Raw genomic sequence first — 18,538 nt, 5'->3', positions numbered from 1 at the left:
TCAAGCTCGCATAGTCTCGCCGCTACACACTTGAGCTACCCGACGCGGAGGAAACCACGTGAGCTTGGACGTAGCCGCCTTCACCACACCTCACCCGGAGCGTCCACCAATGCCGGTCGTGGTCGACTGGACAGGGGTCGAGGAGTGGCTGGGACTCAGGCTGCCGGACGACTACAAGCAGCTGGCCAACGCCCACGGCCCGCTGGACTTCGGCGAGTACCTGTGGATACACATCCCCTGCGTCCAGGAGGGCCGCTTCGACTACGGTGACTGGCTCCGCGAAACTCACCGCGAGGCTCGCATCGAGGCCCGTGAACTACCGGAGCACAAGCGGCCCGCCATCCACCCCGAGCCAGGCGGGCTGCTCGCCTGGGGCGAAACCCGGGGCAATGATGTCCTGTTCTGGGACACCTCCGTCTCCGAAAACCCCAACGAGTGGACGGTGGTCGTCAGCCACTCGGGCGGCATCCCTGGCAACGGCCTGGAGCCCTGGCACCGCTACGGCCTCACCCTCAGCGGCTATCTCCGGCACACCGTTCGAGCCGAATGGGAGCTGCCGTCCCCACCCGGACCGCTGATCGGTCCCCTCCCCGGCGCCATCGCCCGCACAGCCTTCCTGCCGACCGCCCGGGCCTGGACCCTGCCCGAGCCCACCACTCCTCGGCTCACTGACGCCGAGCGCCGCATCGCCCTGGAAACCGGTACCGGCCTGGACGCCCTGCGCCTGCTGTCTCCACCACCGGGGAATCCCTACCTCGGCGGCGGCACCTGGGCAGGACTCTTCGACGAGTTGAGCACGACGCTGCCGCGCGAGTACGTGACCCTCATGGACCTGTACGGCGCCGGCTGCTGGAGCAACTGGCTGCGGTTCTTCACCCCGCTGCGCACTGGCGAACGGCGCTACCTTCAGCACATCGAGTCGACCACCGACGGGTACCGGCAGCTCAAGGGCAGCCACCCCCAGTGGTATCCGCTCGCTACCTGGCCCGAGCTCGGCGGGTTCCTCCCGTTCGCCAACTCCATCGACGGCGACCAACTCGGCTGGCTCACCGAAGGAGACGACCCCGACAACTGGCCCCTGATCGTCTGGCCACGCCACGCAGACCAGGGACCGCCCCTGGAGCAGGGGCTGATCGACACTCTCCTGGCCTGGCAGCGCGGCACCTTCAGTACCGCAGGGCTGGCCGCGCTGGACGAGGACGACGACCCCATCGAGTTCGCCGGCTTCGAACCGTGGGACGACCGCGCCTACTGGTAAGCCACCACCTCGCAAACGGCACCGCTCGGTCATACGACCCGAAGCGCCCCGACCACGAAGGTGATCGGGGCGCCCGTCGGCCGATCTCAGCCGCCCGCGCCTGTCCCCCACCGCAGGCCGCCGATCTTGTGGAGGTCCAGCCTCGAGAACGAGCACGGCCACTTCCCGCTCTACCCAGGCGAGGAGGTCTGGATCGAGTACGTCTACCCGGATTCTCTTGGGATTATGGTTGTCCGCTCGACTACTGGAGGGGCAACATGGTCGAAAACCAGGAGCGAACGTGCGGGCGGCCGACGCGCGCCGGCAAGCCGTGCCGTGTTCGCATAACCGGCTCGGATGTCGCCTGCGGTACGCACGCGACGGACGAAGATCGCGCAGTAGCGAAGGCGCATCGACAGGGCTGGAGCGAGGGGTACACGGTTGGCTGCGAGTCTGGAGCCAGGGCATCCAAGCTGAAGATCGAGTGGCTGGAGCGGCGGGTCAAGGAACTCGAGCAACGGATCGACGAGGCCACTCGCATCTATGAACTCGGCGGCGATCAGATCGTAGATGTCGGTGGGTACGCATACCGGTGGCGAGGCGGTGATCACCTCGAAGTGGGCGACCGGGTACTGCTCCCGGAGAACTACGTGAGCCGTATGAAGAACGGCCCAGGACCGGTGATTGGTGTGGTCACTGCGCTTGGCACGACGTATCGGGGCACGCTTTCCTCCATCGTCCGGCGGGCGCCGGCGGAGGCGTAGAACACACGAGCAGTCCTTGAGCGATCTCCTGAGTCGTGCGCCAGACTGTCACCCGGACGTCGAGCCTGGCCATGATGCGTTCCGCGGTGGCCCGGGCGAGGCAGAGTGCCTCCGCCTGGTCGGGCAGAAGGGGCGTCGTGGCGCCCGGCCGACGCTCGCTGCCGGAGGGAACGCGAGCTCGGCGCGGCAGAGCTGACGGGCCTCACCAGCCTCCCCGGGCCAAAAGAGTGCGAGGGCAAGGAGGTTGGCTGCCCATGGGAGATCCACGGGCGCGGCGTCCGGATCGGCGGGCAGGGGCTTGACCGCGCCGCGCCAGGGCGAGTTCGTCCTCCGGAACCCGGCTGTCGTCGATGAGGAACGCCAGGGGGCGCGGAGCAGTCGGTGCGGTCAGCTCAGCGCCCAGGGCTCGGTGGGGAAATCGGAGTCGAGCGGCATGCCGTCGGGCCTGGTCCGAGGAGTGCCGCAGACCATGACGAAGGTCGCGAACTCTGAGCCTGGGTCGAGCCCGAGCGCCTGATCGACCAGGTCGTCCTGGAAGGCGCCGGTGAGAGCAGCGCCCAGACCGAGTGCGGTAGCCGTCATGGACACCACCTGTGCCACGTGGCCGACATCCTGCATGAGGAAGCGATAGGCCCGTGCGTGCCGGTACTTCCAGGACATCCGTTCAGCCACGGCGACGGTGATCAGGGCAAAGCTGCCGGTGGTGAAGAATCCCTGCCGTGACGTCAGCTCTTCCCAGGTTTCCCGGTCGACCCGGGCATCGACGGGGAGGAGGCCGTGGCGGATCGCGTCGTACCGGTACAGGCCGGGTGAGACGTCGCGGACGGTGAAGACGGCCACGTAGGCGTCGGTCTCGTGCCGGGCACCGCCCGTGGCCGCGGCCCGCAGCTGGGTGACGCCCAGATCGCCGCAGTCGGAGAAGCGGAGCGGGGCGAAGGAGTAGTGGAGCAGTGTCGCGAGGGCGTCGAGCGACACCGGCTGATCCGTGAAAGTGCGATGGGTGCGCCGCTGTTCGAGCACGTCCTGGAAGGACATGGTCATCGGCTGGCGAACCCGGGGAAGCAGGAGCACCGGGGTCTCCGGGCCGGGGTGGGCGTAACCGCTCGGGCGAGGCCGGGTGAGCAACTCGCTCCGGAAGGCCCCGACCTCCTCCTCCGGGAGGAAGGCCACGTTCCTGGTGCGCTGGTGGAACCACCAAGCGACGGGCCCCCAGGCATCCCACGGGCTCGGGGCCGCCGGAACGGGTTCGTCGTCCGCCTTGACCAGAAAGCCCAGCGCGAGCAGCTGTTCCACCGCTGCCAGGAGGGAGGACGTGGTGCCGGGCTCAGCCTCGGGGACGGACAGCGGGGTCCGCGCACTGATCAGGAGCTGGGCGGTCTCGGGCCCTACCCGGAGCCGGGCGGGCACCAGCGGGCTCGATACCTGGATCCCGCTGGCATCGGGTTGGATGAACAGCGGGTCTACCGCGCGAACCAGCATTCGGAGCTCCATTGTCGACTGGGGGAAGGGCGACGGCACGCACGCTTCGGCGGTCGCCGGGGCTCCCACCAGGTCTGCGGATCAGGGCGGCGCAGGGCCGGTAGCAGCCCCGCGCCGCGGTTTTGATGACGGTCGGTCAGCAGGCGTTGTTCTTGTTCAGCGCCAGGAGGACCTCGTCGTCGGTGTCGATGACCTCGATCAGGAAAGTGTCCTGGTCCTGGTGGTTGGTCCGGTCTGCAGTGATCTCGGCATGCATGGCCAGCCTCCTTGTTCTCTCGGTGCACGGCCACCCGAGCGGTGGGCCTGCACCGAGTCAACGCGGTGGCGCGGGCTGGGGGCAACCCCTCACGAATTCGGATCTCGTATCCTCCGCCGGCTGTACCGAAGGCTCGGGCTGCATCTCAGTCGGAGCCTTCGTCATTTCACGGCTCCAGCTTGGCGGGCTCGCGGTCGTCGAGCAGCTTGGAGAAACCTTCGGAGAAGGAGGAATGCTGTTCCCTGATCGCGATGCCCGCCCGGTGCGCCATGATGGAGTTCCCCGGCTGTTGTCGGGACAGAACGGCCCCAACCTGGCGAGGTGTTCCCCATCACCAAGAAGAGCGGATCGACGCTGGCCGCATGGCTTCGGGATCTCGACCCAGCTGCGTTGGAACGGGTCCTGGCGGCGCGCCCGGATGCGGCGTCGGCCCCGGAGCCCCGATCCGCCGGTGAACTGGCGGACCGCCTCCAGCGCCCGGCGTCGGTGGCGCTGGCGCTGCCCCGGCTCGTGCTCCCGCACCTGCAGGTGGCGGAGGCCCTCGCCGCGCTGGCACCTGCCTCGCGGGACTCCCTGGGGAGCCTTCTGGACGCGGACGACGGGGAACGCGCTCGCGCGCTCGAGGCCGCCCTGGAAGGGCTGGCCGATCGCGCTCTGGTGTGGCCGGACGGCGACGGGCTGCTGCACATGGTGGCACCGCTGCGGCAGGCATGGGACACGCCGCTGGGACTGGACGCGCCCCTGGCGCGGCTCCTGGCGGGCACCAACTCCGATGAACTGGGGCGCATGGTGGCGGCCCTCCGTATCAAACCCTCCGGCCACACCAAGCAGAAGCGGCTGGCGGCGCTGATCGACCATCACGGCGATCCGGAGCGGGTCGCCGCGTTGGTGGCCAAGGCTCCCGCCGCCGCGCGGAAGCTCCTCGAGCGGCATGCGAGTCGGGCTCCGGAGCGATCGGGGTTCATCCTGTTCGGAGCTCCGCCGCCCGACTCCGGGCCGGGCGAACGGTGGGCGCTGGAGCGGGGACTGCTGGTCCGGGAACGGCACCGGTACGGGCCGGCCCGCATGCCCGCGGAGGTGGCGCTCGCGCTGCGCGGCCCTGGCTGGAGAGCTCCGTTCACGCCCGTCCCGCCCGTCCCGCGGTCGGTGTCCGTCAGCGCTTCGAGGATCGGGCAGGAGGCCGCAGCCGCCTCGATGGCCTTCGCCACCCACGCCGCCTCCGTTCTCCGGGTGTGCGCGACCGCTCCCCCGGCTCGGCTGAAGGCCGGCGGGATCGGTGCCCGCGAACTGTCCCGGATCGGCAAGGCTGCGCAGTGTGAGGAGATCGTGGTCCGCCTCGCGTTGGAGACGGCGAGCGCTGCCGGGCTGCTCGCCCGGGACGGCGACCGGGTGGCGGCGACCGACGCCTACGACAGCTGGGCCGAGGAGGAACCGGCCGACCAAATCGTCGCGCTTCTCCGGGCGTGGTGGACACTGCCGATGACCCCCGGCGGGAGCCGCGACGAGAACGGGAAAGCGCTGCCGGCCCTCGTCGGTGCACCGCCGTGCGAAGGCTGCGTACAGGCCCGGCAGGGACTGCTCACAGCGGTGTCGCAGCTCCCGCCGGGCGAAGGCGCGGCGGACCCGGCGGAACTGGGGCCGCTGATCCGGTGGAACCGTCCGCTTGTCGATGAACTCCCTCAGGACGAAACGCCGTTCGCCACCCTGATCCGGGAAGCGGAACTGCTCGGCGCACTCGCCCTCGGCGCCCTGTCCCCGCTCGGGGCCGCGCTGCTCGCCGGTGACGTCCAGGCGCTGGCGGAGGCCGGCCGGCAGTTGCTGCCCGCCTCCAGCGCGACCGCCCGATTCGGCAGCGACCTCACGGCCGTGGTCGCAGGCACGCCGTCGACGGCCCTCGGCACGCTGCTGGACTCCGTCGCGGACCGGGAGGCCGGCGGTGCCGCATCCGTATGGCGGTTCAGCCCGGGAAGCGTCCGCCGCGCCCTCGATGCGGGCCTGACCCCCGAGGTCCTGACGGCCGACCTGACCGCCGTCGCCGTCGAACCGCTTCCCCAGCCGCTCGCGTACCTGCTCCACGACGCCGCGCGCGGCCACGGCCGGGTCCGCGTGGCCTCCGCAGCCTGTGTGATCCACGGCGAGGAGCCGGCCCTCCTGGCCGAGCTGGCCGCCCACCGCAAGCTCACCCCACTGGGTCTGCGACAAGTGGCCCCGACGGTTCTGATCGGCCGGGCCTCACCGGACAAGACGCTCGCGGCACTTCGGTCCGCGGGCTACGCCCCCGTCTCCGAGAAGCCCGACGGGTCCGTTCGCATCGAGCGGGCCCAGCGTCCCCGCGCGGCGAGTCCGGTCCCGTCCCCGCGCCTTCCCGCCGGCCGGTCCCGGCCGCGACGGACGGAGGCCGACACTCCCGACGCGCGGTCGGCCGTCGACCTGAGCGCGCTCGCCGCCCGGCTGCTGGCCGCCTCGCAGGGCGTCCCCGAACCCGACCCGGGGCACCGCCCTCCCGACGCCGGCGACACGGAGAAGACCATCGCCGGGCACGCGCGCAACCTGTCCTCCACCGACGTCCGCCAGCTGGCTCACGCCGTCGACGGCGGCGCGGCGATCACGATCGAGTACGTCGCCGCTTCGGGCGCCACGACCGTCCGCACGCTCAGCCGACTCGATCTCGATCCGCCCTACCTGCACGCCTGGTGCCACCTGCGAAACGACGAACGCGCGTTCACCCTCTCCCGCATCCACGGGGTGATGCCCGCCTAGGACGTGTCCGGTGGATCGTGCCGGACAGGTCCTGGCGCAGCAGCCGGAGGCGGGCCGCACGAGCCGGAGCGTGATCGATCCGGACGACGGGACGCGCAGCGCGGGGGAACACCAGCGAGCTGCAACACCGGCGGAGGTCACGGCACGCCCCCTGTCGCTCAGTTGCGCGGTTCCTCGGTGCGTTCGGGGAGCAGCAGTACGGCGCCGGCGAGGAAGCACACCGCGCCGATCAGGGTTTGCGTGTTGGCTCGGTCGATGTTGTGCACCTGGCCGGTGGCCGGGTTGATGTAGCCGGCCACCGCCGAGATGCCGAAGGCGATGGACCCGATCAGGTTGGCCAGGGTGATCCACCAGGCCCAGGACCGGGGGTGCCAGGCGAGCCAGCCGTGGCAGGCCTCGTACCAGGCCAGCATGCTGGCCACCAGGAAGCAGACGGAGCCGATCGCGTCGGGGCGCCACACGTGCTGGTGGGCGGCGCGGGCGGAGAGGTTGTCGGCCATGGCGAGCCCGGTGCTGACGTTGAAGTAGACGGTTCCGACCAGTTGGACCGCGGTGGCCCACCAGTCGATCCGGCGGGGCTGGCAGGTGAGGAAGCGCCGGTGGTGGGGGTTCTGCGCTGGTGAGGCGGCGTCGACCGTCTCGCGGTAGCAGAGGAACGAGGCCGAGGTGAAGAAGAGCGAGCCGGTGAAGTAGGTGATCGTGTCCGTTCGGGCTCCGACGGCGTCGGCGTAGCCGGGTATCGACCCGAGCGCGAACAGCAGTGATCCGATGGCGAACAGGACCGCGATCCACCAGCCACGGGCCGCAGGGGCCCACCAGGTCGATCCGGTGGCCGGTCGCTGGTGCTTGCGGTGACGGCGCGACTCCAGGCGGACGACGACCCCGTCCGCGCCCACGTGGTCGACGAACGTCGCCGAGCTCCTTGGGTGCGGGCGGTGGCCGGCGGGGCTCCGTCCGGGTGTCCTGTCGGCTCGGCTCATCGTCCCTCCCGGTGCTGCCGCGGAGCCTTCCGCTGTTGGCTGCGCCGGACGGCACTCACGATGACCCTGATCCCGAGGCCGAGGATGACGAGGTCGCTGATCATCTGCGCGGTGACCACAAGCCGGGCGGTCTCGGACTTCGCGGTGATGTCGCCGAAGCCGACCGTGGAGAACACGGTGACAGCGAAGTACAGACCGTCGGTGTGCGAGAGGTGCCCGCTGAAGTTGCCGGGGGACAGCCCGGCCAGGGCCACGTAGCTGCCGGCGAACAGCAGCAGGAAGAACGGCACGCTGATGGCCATCGCCTCGACCGCGCACACGACCGGTAACGGCGACCGGACGATCTGGCGCACCTGGAAGGTGACCAGGACGACGGAGGCCACAAGCCCCGTGACCAGCATCGTGACGGTGGCTGCGAGGGAGGAGCGGTCCAGCGGCAGCACGTAGTACAGGGCCACCAGCGCGGCGACCGACCCGACCACCCGCAGCACGATCCGGGTGACCGCGCCGGGCGAGAGCCGGTTCATGGCCTGGAGGCCGTGCCCCGACCTGGTGCTGCCGTTCATGAGGCCGGCACCTTGAAGGCCCGCCGATGCGACTGCTTCACCGCGGTGGCCACCAGGACGGACCTTCCCTGGGCGCGCTCATGCTCCCTCCTTCCGGCGACTCCGTCCGGAGATCGGAGACCTGCTCGAGCGGCCGGACGCGCGACTCCGACGCCCGGCGATCATGCAGCCGGGCGGGTCTTCACCGCCTCCATCGTCCCCCGTGTCGGCCTTGCCCGCGAGGCGCCCGCCCGGTCGACCAGGACTTCCGCGCCGGGGTCCTCGCAGGCCGGACTTTCGTGCTGCTTCGGCAGTTCGCGTCGCGTTCGGAGGGGCGAGACGAAGACGGGGAGGAAGGCCGTCGCCAGGAAGGCGGCGCCCACCCAGAGCGTGGTGTGGACGGTGGCCAGCTCACCGATCACGCCTGCCACGGCAGAGCCGACGGCGAGTGCACCGGTGAGCAGGAAGCGGAAGGTGGCGTTCATCCGGCCGAGGAGTACATCCGGCGTCGCACGTTGCCGCAGGCTGACGCCCAGCACGTTGTCCATACCCGTCTTGAACATGGCCAGCAGCCAGCCGGTCCCGGCCAGCCAGAGCCAGGGGCCACGACCCACCAGCGGGACAAGGAGTCCGGCGGGCGCCAGCCACAGGCCGAGCAGGCCGAGGGTGCGGCCGTGGCCGAGGCGCCCGGCGATGGGCCGGGCGCAGCGTGCTCCGAGCAGGAGGCCGACTCCGCCCATCGCCCAGAACAGGCCCAGCACCTCGGCCGGGAAATGGAGTTCTCGGACGAACAGCACCGGGAGCATGGTGTTGATGATCTGGGAGCCGAGGTTGCTCAGGGCCGCGGTGAGCGCGAGGGCTCGTAGCTCCCGATTGCCGAGGACGTGCCGCAGACCTTCGGCGATCTGTGCCCTCAGCTGCGTGGGCCTCCCGGACGGCGGTGAGGCCGGCAGGGGTGCGCGGCTGATCGCGGTGAGGCGCAGGGCCGAGGCCAGGTAGCCCACGGCCGCGCAGGCCACGGCCACGGGGGCCGTGAGCAGTTGGACGAGTCCTCCGCCCACGCCCCGGCCCGCCACGTTGGCGACGGCTGTCAGGCTCACCACGGCGGCGTTCGCCCGGACGAGACCGTCACGGCCGACCAGTTGCGGCAGCACGCTCTGTGAACCGACGTCGAAGAAGACGGTGGCGCAGCCGTTCAGCAGGACGGTCACGTACAACTGGCCGAGCGTGAGGGAGCCGAGCCACCAGGTCGACGGGACGGTGGCGAGGAGGGTTGCCCGCATCAGATCGGCGGCGATCAGCACGCGCCGATGCCGCATCCGGTCCACCCATGCTCCGGCCGGCAGGCCGACGAGGAGAAAGGCGGCCGTGCTCAGGGCGGCCAGTGCCCCGACCTGGCCGGGACTCGCGTCGAGGGCGGACACCGCGATGAACGGGATGGCGACGTAGCCGATGTTGGTGCCGAGCTGGCTGAGTGTCGTCGCACCGAACAGGGTGCGGAAGTCGGCCTCCCGCCAAGGGGATTCTTCCTGCGTCATCGGTTTCATCCGGTGCTCGATCCAGAGCTTCGCAGCGGCGCGGCGGCGCCGGACCGGGCGAGGCCGCTGGTCGGGCTGCGCGTCAGTCCGACGCCGACGAGCACCAGGGCCATGCCCGCGATGACCCGAGGGCCCACCCGTTCGTCGAGGACCATCGCGCCCAGCGCCACCGAGACCACCGGCAGCAGGTAGCCGACGCTCGCAGCAGTGGTGGGGCCCTCGTCGGCAATGAGCCGGGAGTTGAGGTGGAACGTGACACCCGTGCCGAAGACGCCCAGGACGACGACGGCGGCCACCGCGGTGAGGGTGGGAGCGGACGGGGTCGTGCTACCTGCGGGCAGGGCAAGGGTGGTCAGGCCTGTGGCGGCGAGGAGTTGGGCCGCCGAGAGGGCGAGCGGGGCGGTCCGGCGGCCGATGAGGTGCCGCGCCATGTAGGCGAAGGCCACCGCGTAGCTGACGGCTGCGGCGAGCAGGGCCGACACGCCCCAGCCGGTCAGGCCGCCACGCTGCCACGGGGCGAAGATGAGCACCGTCCCTGCGAAGCCGAGCAGCAGGCCGGCCAGGCGGACCGGACGGATACCGCGCTCCGTGCCCAGAGCGGCTCCGATGGCCAAGGACCACAGCGGAGTTGTGGCGTTCAGGACGCCGGCCACGCCTGAGTCGACGCTCTGTTCGCCGATGCCGAAGAGGAAGAACGGCAGGGCGTTGCAGAAGAAGGCGGCCACCACGAGGTGGCCCCAGGTCCTGCGGTCGCGTGGCAGGCGCTGGCCGCCGGAGCGGGCCAGGAGCAGCAGAACGCCCGCTCCCAGCACACAGCGGATGACGGTGATGTGGAGCGGGGACAGACCGCCGTCCAGGGCGAGTTTGATCCAGAGGAAGCCCGATCCCCACAGCAGGGCGAGGACGGACATCCGCATGAGGGTTCCGCGTGGGCCGCTGAGCACTGTCCGCCTCCTGGTGGGTTCTTCCTTCCACGTACGGTGCCTCGCAGGCCGTCGTAAGACAAGCGAAAAGATCTTGAGGGAGAGTTAAGCTGTTCTACATGCTTGATATGCGGCGTATGCAGGTGCTGAGGGCTGTGGTCACCAGTGGTTCGGTCACCGCGGCAGCACGGAACCTGGGCTACACGCCTTCCGCCGTCAGCCAGCAGATGGCGGCGCTGGAGAAGGAGGCCGGGATCGGGCTGCTGGAGCGGACCGGGCGGGGCGTGCGGCCCACCGAGGCCGGGAGGCTGCTCACCGAGTACGCGGCTGTCATCGGCCGACACGTCGCCGAGGCGGAGACCGCGCTCGCCGAACTGCGGGCCGGACGGACGGGCCGGGTGGTGGTCCGGTACTTCGCCACGGCGGGCGCCACGATGGTGGCCCCCGCCGTGGCGGCGCTCCGCCGAGAGCAGCCGGGTGTCCAGGTCGAACTCAGACTGAGCGATCCCGAGGATTCCCTGCTGGAGGTGAAGGAGCGCCGGGCCGACGTGGCCCTCGTGGTCCGGCCACGGGACAAGGCCTCCGTGGACGGCCTCCGGTTCGTGCACCTGGCCGACGACAGGTACGTCGCGGTGCTGCCCCGGGGACACCGCCTCGCCGCGAAGCAGGCGCTCGACCTGACCGACCTCGCCGACGAGGCGTGGGTCGGCAGCGACCAGCCCGGCCCGTGCCTGGACCCCGTCCTCGACGCCTGTGCCTCGGCCGGCTTCAGCCCGGACTTCGTCGTCGAGAGCGGGGACTACGCCACCGCGCAGGGATTCGTCGCCGCCGGGCTCGGGGTGAGCCTGATTCCGACGATGGGGCTGGGCAACCGCCATCCCGACGTCGTCGTACGCGAGGTCCGCAACCCGGAGCCGGTGCGGGCGATCTACGCAGCGGTACGGGAGTCGTCACCCGCCCAGCCCGCGCTGCACAGACTGCTCGACGCGCTGCGGAGCGCGGCCGCTCGACCCACCGGGGGCTGAGCAGGCCCGGGCCCTCCGCCCTCCCCTGCTGTCGGTCCATCGCGGCCGGCGACATGGTCGCGTCGCCGGAAACGAAGCACGTACGGCTCTGCGGTCTCAGCGGACTTCGGTCGCGAGTCGGGCGCTGCCGAAACAGGGGCTCGGTCGCGGGTGGGAGTCCTTGACCGCGGTCTGCAGCACGGCGGCTTGGAACAGCACGCCGATGACCGCCAGGGGCAGGACGGCGTGGAGGAGGGCGTGACCGGTGCTGAGCCGGCGGGACCTGCCACGCAGGACGGTGGCCAACTGCCAGGCGCTCCAACCGGCGGCGGCGACGCCCAGCAGCAGGCCGGCCCAGGCGAGGGGCAGGACGTAGGCCGGAGCGCCGGGGCTGTCGCGGCACGTGCGCAACAGCGCGCCCATGTCGTCGTCGGCCAGGATCGTGGGGACGGAGCACGCCCAGGCTGCGACGACGAGAGCCAGCGAGTACCGGGCCTTGAGCCACCCGGGAGCCCCGGGAGTCCGCTTGAGTTCGAGCACGGCCTGTCACCAATCCGGATTCACGCGGACGAAGTGCAGCTTCTGGTGCCCGCGTTGCTCCTGGAAGCCGTCCATGCGACCGGCGATGCTGACGTCCTTCTGGTCGCCGCTGTGCTGGGTGTAGCGGATGTCGCCGTCCGGGGTCACGGCCGTGACGACCGCCGTGTGGTGGATGACGCCCTTTCCGTCCTGCGCGTCCTGGTCGGAGTCCTCCTCGTAGTAGACGAGGTCTCCGGGCTTCACCTGGTCCGGCGCCACCTCCTGGCCGCCGTGGCGCATCATGAAGTCGTGCATGTTCTGCGCGCCGGCCCAGGTCTTCGAGTAGTCGGTCCGTTGGGACAGCCAGTCGTCGCCCGGGTCGTCGCTGCGGCCCCAGGTGTCGTCGCCCCGCCAGCCCCACCAGGAGTCCCACTTGGGTGTGAGGCCGCCTTGCAGCAGTGCCTCGGAGGCGAAGTCGGTGCAGTTGTCGTCGAACCGGTCGACGCTGTCGTCGTTCCAGTGGTCGAGCGCCCACTGCACCATCTTGACCCGGTCGTACTTGGCGCCGGGGCCACCGCGGAGTTCCAGCTTCACGTCGTCCGGGATGCCCGGGAGGTTGGCCAGCGTCACCGGGTCGGAGAGCATCAACTGCCGGCGCTGGTCGTCGGGCAGCGCCTTCCACCAGTCGGCGACCAGACGCGGGTCCTGACCGTCGGGGATGCCGCCCTGGTACATGGTCAGCTCGACCTGGGAAGCCTCGTTCTGAAGGACGTTCAGCGCCTTGTTCGGGTCGGTCTCGCAGGTGGCTGCGCCGAGCTTGGCGAGTTCGGCAGCCGCCTGCTGGTCGGCCTGCGCAGCCTCGCGCAGTGCCTCCCGGACCATGGCGCCGACCTCCTGGACGACGGAGTCCAGGGAGGATGCCGCACCACCGGGAGCAGTGACCGTTCCGGACGCCTCGTCGACGGTCAGCCCGTAGTCACGGGCCATGCCGAGTGCGGAGTCGAGCAGGAGCTGGGCCCGGTTGATCTCGGCACCGAGCCCGTCGAGAACCATGGCCACGCCGCGCATGATGTCGGCGCCGGCCTCCAATGCGTTTGCCTGCGCCTCGAGTTTGCGACCGGCCGCATCACCGACGCGGTCCTTCCAGTTCGCCTTGAGCGGGTCCACGCCGTTGGCGTGGATGTCATTGACGGCCTGCCAGCACTCCTTGGAGAGGGACATCCAGCTGCCGGCAGCGGCATTGACGTCACCGCTCCGCGCGGCTTTGAGGGTTGGGATGTCCACGATCAGCTCTCCGTCGCGTTCAGGTCGGTCAGAGCGGCAGCGATACGCCGATGGGCCTCCTGCTCGGCCGCGTCGTAGGACTGCGCCGAATCGCTCAACTGTCCGGCATAAACGTTGAGTTGATCGACAATTGACGCGATGTGAGTCTGCCAGGCGTCAGTGCAGTCCTTGAGGGTGGATCCGGACTGCCAGCCGGTCAGCGCGGCCGCGGCGGTGGAACTGGCGTCGAGCCAGTGCCCGCTGGCCGCCCCGACCTGCCCCGTGGCGCCCTGCACACCGTTCGCCGAGCTCCGCAACGCAGCCGGGTGGACGCTAATGTCGTTCATGTACCCCCCTTTACTTCCACAACGCCCTGGAGATCTACCCGTTCCAGAGCGCCGTCCATTGTTACAGGTCGTATGGGGAACGAGGGAATGCGTGCAACGGGCACGAACCGTCTTGACGAAAGGGCGGCGGCTCGGTGGTCCGAGCCGCCGCCCGCGGTGGAGCGTCTTCGTCGGCATCAGATGATCAGGCTCAGCGGCAGGATCAGCGCGATCGCCACCACCGAGATCACCGTCTCCATCACCGACCAGCTCTTCAGCGTCTGTCCGACGCTCATCCCGAAGTACTCCTTGACCAGCCAGAAGCCCGCGTCGTTCACGTGCGAGAAGAAGAGCGAGCCCGCGCCGACCGCCAGCACCAGGAGCGCGGTGTGGGTGCTGGACATCCCGGTGGCCAGCGGGGAGACGATGCCCGCCGCGGTGATGGTGGCCACCGTGGCCGAGCCGGTGGCGAGGCGGATCAGGACGGCGATCAGCCAGCCGAGGAGGAGGGCGGAGATGTGCAGCCTGGTCGCCCAGTGGCTGACCGCGTCGCCGACGCCCACGTCGACCAGGGTCTGCTTGAAGCCGCCGCCCGCGCCGACGATGAAGACGATGCCGGCGATCGGGCCGAGCGAGGAGGCCACCGTCTCCGAGATCCGCGCCTTGGTGAACCCGGCTGCCCGGCCCAGGGTGAGCATGGCCAGCAGGACGGCCAGCAGCAGCGCGATCAGCGGGGAGCCGATGAAGTCGAGGATGCGCTGGGCGTGGTCCTTGGGGTTGTCGATCACCACGTCCGCCAGTGCCTTGGCGAGCATCAGCACGACGGGCAGCAGGATGGTGGCGAGGACGGCGCCGAACGAGGGCGCGGGGCCGGAGCGTTCGGGCTGTTCGGCGACGACGGCCTGCGGCGGCGTCAGCGGGCCGACCCAGCGCTCGGCGAGGCGGGCGAAGAGCGGGCCGGCGATGACCAGGGTGGGCACCGCGATCAGCAGGCCGAGGGCCAGGGTGGTGCCCAGGTCGGCCTTCAGCGCGTCGACCGCGACCAGCGGGCCGGGGTGCGGCGGGATGAGCCCGTGCAGCACGGAGAGGCCGGCCAGTGCCGGGATGCCGACCCGGATCACGCTCAGGTTCCCGCGCCGGGCGACCAGCAGCACGATCGGGATCAGCAGCACCACGCCGATCTCGAAGAAGAGCGGCAGCCCCAGCACCGCGGCTGTCAGCGCCATCGCCCAGGGCAGCATCCGCTTGCTGGAGCGGGCCAGCACGGTGTCCGCGATGATGTTCGCCCCGCCCGAGTCGGCGAGCAGCTTGCCGAGCATCGCGCCCAGCCCGATCAGCAGGCCCACGCTGGTCACGGTGGCGCCGAAGCCGGTGGAGAAGCTCGTCATCAGCTGGTCGAACGGCGCGCCCGCGACGGCCGCGAGCAGGCCGGAGCCGACCGTGAGGGCGAGGAAGGGGTGCAGCTTCAGCCGGCTGATCGCCAGCACGACGACGCCGATGCTGAGCAGGGTGGCGAGCAGCAGTCGCCCGTCACTGTGGGCGTGCGGCAGACCCGCGGCGAGGAGGTGGGGGTTCAATCGAGGTCTCCATTGACGGGCCGCAGCAACGCGACGGCCAGCTCGACGAGTTCGTGGGGGGTGTGCGCGCCGAGTTCCAGCACCGCGCCGTGCTCGTCCGGCTGGAGCGGTTCGAGCAGGGCGTACTGGGAGTCGAGCAGCGAGGGCGGCATGAAGTGGCCGGTGCGCAGCACGAGTCGGCCGGCGACCAGGCGGCGGCTGCCGTCCAGGTGCAGGAAGTACGCCGCCGGGCAGCCGGCGCGCAGGGTGTCGCGGTAGTGGCGCTTGAGCGCGGAGCAGGTGACCACTCCCCCGGTGCCGGCCTCGCCGCGCTCGTGCAGCCAGCCGGCCAGGGCGCGCAGCCACGGGGCGCGGTCGGCGTCGTCCAGCGGGATGCCGGCGGTCATCTTGGCGATGTTGGCGGCCGGGTGGAAGTCGTCGGCCTCCGCGTACGGCAGGCCGAGGCGGTCGGCGAGCAGCCGGGCGACGGTGGTCTTGCCGACGCCGGAGACGCCCATCACCACGATCAGCGGTGCGGGGTCCGGCGCTCCGGTCGGCCGGTCGGTCGACGGGCCGGTCGGCTGGTTCTCGGCGCTGAGAGCCATGGGTTCTGCTCCTGACACGTTCGGGGCGGACCCGGCGGTCTGGTTCTCCCCGCGCGGCGCCTGCGATGACGTCACTATCAACCCAAAGGTATGACCTATTCAAGAAGCCGACATCAAATCGTCATACTTGTCGGCGCGCCCGTGCGGGTCCTCCGGGCTGACGCGGGTCCTCTAGGCTGAGCGGATGGAGATCCAGGGACTGCCCGGCAAACTGCTCGCCGAGCTCGGGCCGGCGATCGCGGCGGGCGAGATCCCCGAGGGGGCGGTGCTGCGGATCGAGGAGCTGGAGGCGCGGTTCGGGGTGTCGCGCACGGTGGTCCGCGAGGCGGTGCGGATCCTGGAGTCGATGCGCCTGGTGGCCTCCAAGCGGCGGATCGGCATCACCGTGCAGCCCCGGCGGGACTGGGACGTCTTCGATCCGCTGGTGATCCGCTGGCGGCTGGCCGGCGCCGACCGGGCGGCCCAGCTGCGCTCGCTCGGCTCGCTGCGGGTGGCCGTCGAGCCGGCCGCCGCGGCGCTGGCAGCGCAGTGCGCCACCGCCGACCAGTGCCGCGAACTGAGCGCCCTGGCAGTCGAGTTGACGGTCACCGCACGGGCTGCCGACCTGGTCTCGTTCCTGCGGCACGACATCGCGTTCCACGCCACCGTGCTGCGCGCCTCCGGCAACGAGATGTTCGCGCACCTGGGCGACACGGTGGGCGCGGTGCTCACCGGCCGGACCGAGCACAATCTGATGCCGCACCAGCCGCGGGCCTACGCCGTGCAGTTGCACCGGGAGGTGGCGGAGGCGATCTGCGCGGGCGCGCCCGACCGGGCGGAGCAGGCGATGCGCACCATCGTCACGGGTGCGCTGGCGGAACTGGCCACCGAGTTGGACGCCCGACCGGCTGCCCAGCCGCTCGCCCGACCGGCTGCCCAGCCGGGGGAACAGTCGGGGGAACAGCTCTGACGCACGCGGGGGGCGTGCGCCTGCCGCACGGTTTCGCGCCGGGCGCGGCGGGCAATCGGTACATAAGGGCGCGCCAGACCGCCCAGTTCGCTCACCCGGGGGTTGCCACCGATGTCCGCTGCACGCCGACGGATGCCGGACGAGGTGCGCGCGGCAGCCGTGCGCACCGTGCTCTTCGTGGCCTTCACGCAGGTCGGCCTGACCGTCGCCACGCTCGCCTCGCTCGCCCACGCCCGGCGGACCATGGCGGTGGCGCTGCTGATCAGCGGGGTGGGCGTGTTCGGGATCCTCTGGTGCCTGCTGGAGGTCGTGATCGCGCGTCAGATCGCCGCCCAGCGCCGCCGCGGCCCCGGGCGCGACTCACCCCTCACCGGCAGCCGTCCGCCCCGCTGACCCACACCGCGGGGCGGACGGCGGGTGCTCAGCCCTGGGCGCCGACGGCGACGGCGTACTGCGAGGGCCAGCGGCGCTCGGCACCCAGTTCGCGCGCGGCGTGCTGCGCCCAGTACGGGTTGCGCAGCAGCTCGCGGCCGAGCAGCACGACGTCCGCGCGCCCGTCGGCGATGATCTGCTCGGCCTGCGCGGCCTCGGTGATCAGCCCGACGGCGCCGACCGGCAGCCCGGTGGAGCCGCGCACCTGCTCGGCGAACGGCACCTGGTAGCCGGGCTCGACCGGGATCCGCGCGCCCGGCACCAGGCCGCCGGTGGAGACGTCCAGCAGGTCGATGCCGATGGCCTGCAGCTCCTTGGCCAGCCGCACAGTGTCCTCGCCGGTCCAGCCCTCCCGCTCGTCCTCGGGGTTCTCGGTCAGCCAGTCGGTGGCCGAGGTGCGGAAGAAGACCGGCAGGTCGGCGGGCCAGACGGCGCGGACCGCGGCCGAGACCTCCAGCGCGAACCTGATCCGGTTCTCGAAGGAGCCGCCGTAGGCGTCGGTGCGGTGGTTGGAGTTCGGAGAGAGGAAGGAGTGGGTGAGGTAGCCGTGCGCACCGTGCACCTCCACCGCCTGGAAGCCGGCCGCCAGCGCCCGCTCGGCCGCGGCCGCGAAGGCGCGCACGATCTCGCCGATCTGCTCGACGCCGAGCTCGTCCGGCTCCGGGTGGCCCTCGAACGCCTGCGGGCTGGGCGCCACGGTGCGCCAGCCGCCCTCGCCCTCGGGGATCGCCCGGCCGCCGACCCACGGCGACTGCGAGGAGGCCTTGCGCCCGGCGTGCGCGAGCTGGATCGCGGGCACCGAGCCGTAGCCGCGGATCGCGGCGGTCACCCGGGCGAGCTCCTGCTGCTGGCGCTCGTTCCACAGGCCGAGGTCGAAGGGGCTGATCCGGCCCTCCGGCAGCACCGCGGTCGCCTCGACGATCACCAGGCCGGCGCCGCCGGCGGCCCGGCTGGCCAGGTGGGTGAGGTGGAAGTCGGTGGCCACCCCGGTCTCCGGACCCTCGGCGGCGGCCGAGTACATGCACATCGGGGCCATCCAGACCCGGTTGGGGACGGTCAGTCCGCGCAGCGTGATGGGCTCGAACAGGGCAGACACGCACAGCTCCTAGCAGGTCGGACCGGTTAGTACGGGAATGATCGTACTACGGGATCCGACTTTGTACGAGACTACTCGTACAGTAAGCCGATCGACCCATCCGTGTGCACGGGCCGGTGTCGACCGGCACGCCCGACCGGCGCCGACCGACACACCCGGCCGGTGTCGCCTGGGTCACATTCCAGATTTCGATCTGACGGTCCGTCAATTCGGCTGACGAACCGTCACCCTCCTTGCCCAGCAATCGGGATGGGAGCTGATGTTTCGTCAGTTCCGAGCCGATCACGGCCAGTTGGCCACTTCGGC

Annotated in this window: 17 protein-coding genes; 6 read left to right on the top strand and 11 right to left on the bottom strand. The window is 71.1% G+C overall.

Annotated elements, in window-relative coordinates; genetic code table 11:
• Positions 1-109 precede the first annotated feature (109 nt).
• Both OG500_RS31670 and OG500_RS31665 read left to right on the top strand, forming a co-directional pair.
• Complete coding sequence (locus OG500_RS31670; RefSeq protein WP_329585030.1) at positions 110-1,258, top strand: SMI1/KNR4 family protein; 1,149 nt, start codon at positions 110-112, stop codon at positions 1,256-1,258.
• A 257-nt stretch (positions 1,259-1,515) separates the two neighbouring features.
• Positions 1,516-2,001, top strand: a complete 486-nt coding sequence (locus tag OG500_RS31665; protein ID WP_327070246.1) for a hypothetical protein — start codon at positions 1,516-1,518, stop codon at positions 1,999-2,001.
• A 387-nt stretch (positions 2,002-2,388) separates the two neighbouring features.
• Here OG500_RS31665 and OG500_RS31660 read toward each other — a convergent pair whose 3' ends face one another.
• Positions 2,389-3,480: a SagB/ThcOx family dehydrogenase gene (locus tag OG500_RS31660; RefSeq protein WP_329585025.1), complete on the bottom strand. Its 1,092-nt coding sequence runs from the start codon at positions 3,478-3,480 to the stop codon at positions 2,389-2,391.
• Between the two features lie 577 nt (positions 3,481-4,057).
• Here OG500_RS31660 and OG500_RS31655 point away from each other — a divergent pair.
• A complete protein-coding gene (locus OG500_RS31655) occupies positions 4,058-6,496 on the top strand; it encodes a helicase-associated domain-containing protein (protein ID WP_329585023.1) in 2,439 nt (812 codons plus the stop codon).
• Positions 6,497-6,654: 158 nt separating this feature from the next.
• Here OG500_RS31655 and OG500_RS31650 read toward each other — a convergent pair whose 3' ends face one another.
• The 4 genes from OG500_RS31650 to OG500_RS31635 all read right to left on the bottom strand — a co-directional run bounded on the left by OG500_RS31650 (position 6,655) and on the right by OG500_RS31635 (position 10,470).
• Positions 6,655-7,476 (bottom strand): hypothetical protein, encoded by an 822-nt coding sequence (locus OG500_RS31650; RefSeq protein ID WP_327070243.1) that lies wholly within the window; start codon positions 7,474-7,476, stop codon positions 6,655-6,657.
• Positions 7,473-8,042, bottom strand: coding sequence for a potassium channel family protein (locus OG500_RS31645; RefSeq protein ID WP_327070242.1), 570 nt, complete (start codon positions 8,040-8,042; stop codon positions 7,473-7,475). The genes OG500_RS31650 and OG500_RS31645 overlap by 4 nt, the downstream gene beginning before the upstream one ends.
• 161 nt (positions 8,043-8,203) lie before the next feature.
• Positions 8,204-9,559: an MFS transporter gene (locus OG500_RS31640; protein WP_329585020.1), complete on the bottom strand. Its 1,356-nt coding sequence runs from the start codon at positions 9,557-9,559 to the stop codon at positions 8,204-8,206.
• A gap of 5 nt (positions 9,560-9,564) precedes the next feature.
• Positions 9,565-10,470, bottom strand: a complete 906-nt coding sequence (locus tag OG500_RS31635; protein ID WP_327070240.1) for a DMT family transporter — start codon at positions 10,468-10,470, stop codon at positions 9,565-9,567.
• 131 nt (positions 10,471-10,601) lie between these two features.
• On the opposite strand from OG500_RS31635, the gene OG500_RS31630 reads away from it, so the two are divergent.
• Complete coding sequence (locus OG500_RS31630; RefSeq protein WP_329585016.1) at positions 10,602-11,507, top strand: LysR family transcriptional regulator; 906 nt, start codon at positions 10,602-10,604, stop codon at positions 11,505-11,507.
• A 96-nt stretch (positions 11,508-11,603) separates the two neighbouring features.
• Here the strand turns inward: OG500_RS31630 and OG500_RS31625 are convergent, their stop codons facing one another.
• From OG500_RS31625 to OG500_RS31605, 5 genes are all read right to left on the bottom strand, one after another.
• Positions 11,604-12,026: a hypothetical protein gene (locus OG500_RS31625; RefSeq protein ID WP_329585013.1), complete on the bottom strand. Its 423-nt coding sequence runs from the start codon at positions 12,024-12,026 to the stop codon at positions 11,604-11,606.
• A gap of 6 nt (positions 12,027-12,032) precedes the next feature.
• A complete protein-coding gene (locus tag OG500_RS31620) occupies positions 12,033-13,289 on the bottom strand; it encodes an amidase domain-containing protein (RefSeq protein ID WP_329585011.1) in 1,257 nt (418 codons plus the stop codon).
• A gap of 2 nt (positions 13,290-13,291) precedes the next feature.
• Positions 13,292-13,615, bottom strand: coding sequence for a type VII secretion target (locus OG500_RS31615; RefSeq protein WP_329585008.1), 324 nt, complete (start codon positions 13,613-13,615; stop codon positions 13,292-13,294).
• A gap of 176 nt (positions 13,616-13,791) precedes the next feature.
• Entirely contained in the window at positions 13,792-15,171 is a 1,380-nt protein-coding gene (locus OG500_RS31610; protein ID WP_329585005.1) for a GntT/GntP/DsdX family permease, read from the bottom strand.
• On the bottom strand, positions 15,168-15,755 hold the full coding sequence (locus OG500_RS31605; RefSeq protein ID WP_442907090.1) for a gluconokinase: 588 nt from the start codon (positions 15,753-15,755) through the stop codon (positions 15,168-15,170). The genes OG500_RS31610 and OG500_RS31605 overlap by 4 nt, the downstream gene beginning before the upstream one ends.
• 184 nt (positions 15,756-15,939) lie before the next feature.
• Here OG500_RS31605 and OG500_RS31600 point away from each other — a divergent pair, with 184 nt between their 5' ends.
• A complete protein-coding gene (locus OG500_RS31600) occupies positions 15,940-16,704 on the top strand; it encodes a FadR/GntR family transcriptional regulator (RefSeq protein ID WP_329585002.1) in 765 nt (254 codons plus the stop codon).
• Positions 16,705-16,815: 111 nt separating this feature from the next.
• Entirely contained in the window at positions 16,816-17,097 is a 282-nt protein-coding gene (locus OG500_RS31595) for a hypothetical protein (protein WP_327070233.1), read from the top strand.
• Positions 17,098-17,125: 28 nt separating this feature from the next.
• On the opposite strand, the gene OG500_RS31590 is transcribed toward OG500_RS31595, so the two are convergent.
• Positions 17,126-18,232, bottom strand: a complete 1,107-nt coding sequence (locus OG500_RS31590) for an NADH:flavin oxidoreductase/NADH oxidase (protein ID WP_327070232.1) — start codon at positions 18,230-18,232, stop codon at positions 17,126-17,128.
• Between the last annotated feature and the right edge of the window lie 306 nt (positions 18,233-18,538).

This window comes from Kitasatospora sp. NBC_01250, from assembly GCF_036226465.1.
Taxonomy (GTDB): Bacteria; Actinomycetota; Actinomycetes; order Streptomycetales; family Streptomycetaceae; genus Kitasatospora.
This window is presented reverse-complemented; position numbering and strand designations above follow the sequence as displayed.

Coding starts and splice junctions, on each gene's coding strand:
- OG500_RS31615 (WP_329585008.1), bottom strand. CDS start 13,615: ATGAACGACATTAGCGTCCACCCGGCTGCGTTGCGGAGCTCGGCGAAC.
- OG500_RS31605 (WP_442907090.1), bottom strand. CDS start 15,755: ATGGCTCTCAGCGCCGAGAACCAGCCGACCGGCCCGTCGACCGACCGG.
- OG500_RS31630 (WP_329585016.1), top strand. CDS start 10,602: ATGCTTGATATGCGGCGTATGCAGGTGCTGAGGGCTGTGGTCACCAGT.
- OG500_RS31640 (WP_329585020.1), bottom strand. CDS start 9,559: ATGACGCAGGAAGAATCCCCTTGGCGGGAGGCCGACTTCCGCACCCTG.
- OG500_RS31650 (WP_327070243.1), bottom strand. CDS start 7,476: ATGAGCCGAGCCGACAGGACACCCGGACGGAGCCCCGCCGGCCACCGC.
- OG500_RS31670 (WP_329585030.1), top strand. CDS start 110: ATGCCGGTCGTGGTCGACTGGACAGGGGTCGAGGAGTGGCTGGGACTC.
- OG500_RS31635 (WP_327070240.1), bottom strand. CDS start 10,470: ATGTCCGTCCTCGCCCTGCTGTGGGGATCGGGCTTCCTCTGGATCAAA.
- OG500_RS31645 (WP_327070242.1), bottom strand. CDS start 8,042: ATGAACGGCAGCACCAGGTCGGGGCACGGCCTCCAGGCCATGAACCGG.
- OG500_RS31600 (WP_329585002.1), top strand. CDS start 15,940: ATGGAGATCCAGGGACTGCCCGGCAAACTGCTCGCCGAGCTCGGGCCG.
- OG500_RS31660 (WP_329585025.1), bottom strand. CDS start 3,480: ATGCTGGTTCGCGCGGTAGACCCGCTGTTCATCCAACCCGATGCCAGC.
- OG500_RS31665 (WP_327070246.1), top strand. CDS start 1,516: ATGGTCGAAAACCAGGAGCGAACGTGCGGGCGGCCGACGCGCGCCGGC.
- OG500_RS31595 (WP_327070233.1), top strand. CDS start 16,816: ATGTCCGCTGCACGCCGACGGATGCCGGACGAGGTGCGCGCGGCAGCC.